Below are 1,321 nucleotides of genomic sequence, written 5' to 3' on the forward strand. Positions count from 1 at the left end.
CCCATGGCGTAAACCGTTTCGGCAATCTCTTGAACCAGAAAGCTTTTCCCTGCGCCTGAGCCTCCGGTCAGAGCGATATTTTGGTTATCACTGCCACAGGTGAAAGGGTTAAAGAAAGAAATTTGCTGGCGCATCGTGGGCAGCAATACGCCGCCTTTTAACTGACAAAAATCCATGATGAGAGGGAAGAGGTTCACCAGATTAGAGCTTTTTAACGTGCGAACTCGGCCGGCTTTTTTACAATCGCCCCACAACCCTTCGCTCATCATAAAAGGCAACGTTGAAAGCAGCGCTTGTGGCTGATTCATTTTCAGGGGAATGATATCAAGGCCAGCATGGCTGAATGACTCCTTCGCCGCTTGGGTGTCTTTTTTCTGGTGGGTCTTATCGGTAAACAGGGAGACCGTGAGTACCATAGACGCAATGGTAAACTCTTTAGACAACAGACCTTTTTGTAGGGCTTTTCGCTCTTTGAGCTCATCTTCCGCTGTTGGAGCCAGCAGCGCCATTTGGCTGTTCACCGTCTTGGTTAAGTCTTTTATCTTATTATCGTTATCCGCATTTTGCTTACCGGTTGGCTCATTACGAAAGCTCAACGTGACGCGGTGAGGGCAAGTGATATTACGAGAAACGTTGCGAAGAGAAGAAAAGGCCTCAGGTAAGGCGTACAAGCGATAATCCCCAGGCAGACGAGAAAGTCCCAAATTGACCAGCCGTGTGCGCACCTCCTCCCCTTGGTCATTGGTATGACGGGTGGCGATATGGCCACGATGCGTTAACGCTTCGGTATCGGGAGAGAGGGCTTGCAGGTTCAAAGGCTCTAACGGGTTGTAGCCTTTTTCCTTTGGCCGGTCTTGTCGTTTATCAAAGTTTAAGATATCACTCACATCGGTCAGCAACATCTCAGGCGTGACGGGCAGTAAATCAAAACCAAGCTGCGCCAGTCCTGTCTCTAGAGTCATTCGCGCATCAAGCAGCTCTTGTGGGTCTTTTTCCGTGGTGGAGACAAAAAAGAACGCGTCGTAATCGCGCAAATCAAAGCGATTGTTTTTTTGTCGGTGTAAAAAACCGTGCTGCGCGGCGTAGTGGGCGTAAATGGCGTCATCGTTAGCCAGCTTCTGGCAGATACCGCCTCGCTGACTGAGTAGAGCTTGGTTTCCTTCGAGATAGTGCGCCACTCGGTTGTGACCAAACAGCTGCACTTGATAGTCCCATTTATCCCCTGCTGGCAAATCCCCCATGAGGTGGCTTAACGACTGAATTAAATCGTCGTTAGCGCCCCCAAGGACACTGATTTTAAAGCCAAAACCGCGAGAGTGGG

1 protein-coding gene is annotated in these 1,321 nt (G+C 49.8%); it reads right to left on the minus strand.

Annotated features, from left to right (window positions below; genetic code table 11):
- On the minus strand, window positions 1-1,321 hold a 1,321-nt coding region (locus AB6D80_RS23795; protein ID WP_372189809.1), incomplete at both ends, for a TraC family protein.

Origin of the sequence: Vibrio sp. 10N.247.310.17, from assembly GCF_041466605.1 — a bacterium.
In the GTDB taxonomy this organism is placed as follows: Bacteria; Pseudomonadota; Gammaproteobacteria; order Enterobacterales; family Vibrionaceae; genus Vibrio; species Vibrio tasmaniensis_A.